The organism is Saccharomonospora iraqiensis subsp. paurometabolica YIM 90007 (genome assembly GCF_000231035.2).
GTDB classification, from domain to species: domain Bacteria; phylum Actinomycetota; class Actinomycetes; order Mycobacteriales; family Pseudonocardiaceae; genus Saccharomonospora; species Saccharomonospora paurometabolica.
Genome location: NZ_KI912205.1, coordinates 1 through 781 on the forward strand (window position 1 = coordinate 1; position 781 = coordinate 781).

Sequence of the window (781 nt, forward strand, 5' to 3'; positions counted from 1 at the left end):
GACGTCGACCTCGAACGGCCCGTGCCCGCCGCACGGGTGGCCGGGGCGCTCGCGCGGACCCGCGAGGCCACCGGCGTCGGGATCACGGTGACCGTGCCGGTCGCGGGGCCCCGGCGGGGCATCGACGCGCGGGTGCGGCCCGTACTGCGGGAGCTGTCCGCCCGCCGGGTCCCGGTGACCGTGAACGCCATGGTGATGAACATGCATCCGGCGGGGGAGCGGCGCGGCGCGGTGACGACCGCGGCGCGGACGGTGGCGGGCCAGGTCGGCCGGATCTTCGGGCTGGACTCGCCGGACGCGGCCTACGCCAGGCTCGGACTGACCTTCATGGCGGGACGCGACGACACGGGCGCGGTCACGACCGTGGACGACGCCGTGGCGCTGCGTGCCTTCGCCGCCGAACGCCGGGTCGGGTTCCTCGGCTTCTGGTCGCTGAACCGCGACAACGGTGCCTGCCCGGGGCGGGTCGCCGCCGCGGCCGACTGCAGCGGTCTCGCCCAACACGATCTCGCCTTCACCCGGGCGCTGCTCGCTTCCCAGGATCCACGACAGCATCGAGCAGAAGGAGTTCCGTCGTGACCGACGATCCGACCACACCGGACACCGGCCCCGGACCGGACCACCCCGTCTTCCACGACCCGGACGGCCGCAGACGGATCTGGCTGCGGCTGACCGCCGCGTTCACGGCCGGCGGCGGCGCCGCGGTGCTCGGGGTGTGCGGGCTCCTGCTGTCCGGCCAGCCCGCCCCGGTGCCCACCACGGTCGCGCTCGTCCCCGAACA

The 781-nt window shown here is 75.5% G+C and carries 1 protein-coding gene and 1 pseudogene; both read left to right on the forward strand.

The genetic code is table 11. The annotated features are described in order from the left end of the window. A pseudogene (locus SACPADRAFT_RS32105) lies at positions 1–579 on the forward strand (carbohydrate-binding protein CenC); the annotation flags it as partial. Next, positions 576–781: hypothetical protein (locus tag SACPADRAFT_RS32110; RefSeq protein WP_007027821.1), on the forward strand; the 206-nt coding region annotated here is incomplete at its 3' end. The pseudogene SACPADRAFT_RS32105 and the gene SACPADRAFT_RS32110, both read left to right, overlap by 4 nt.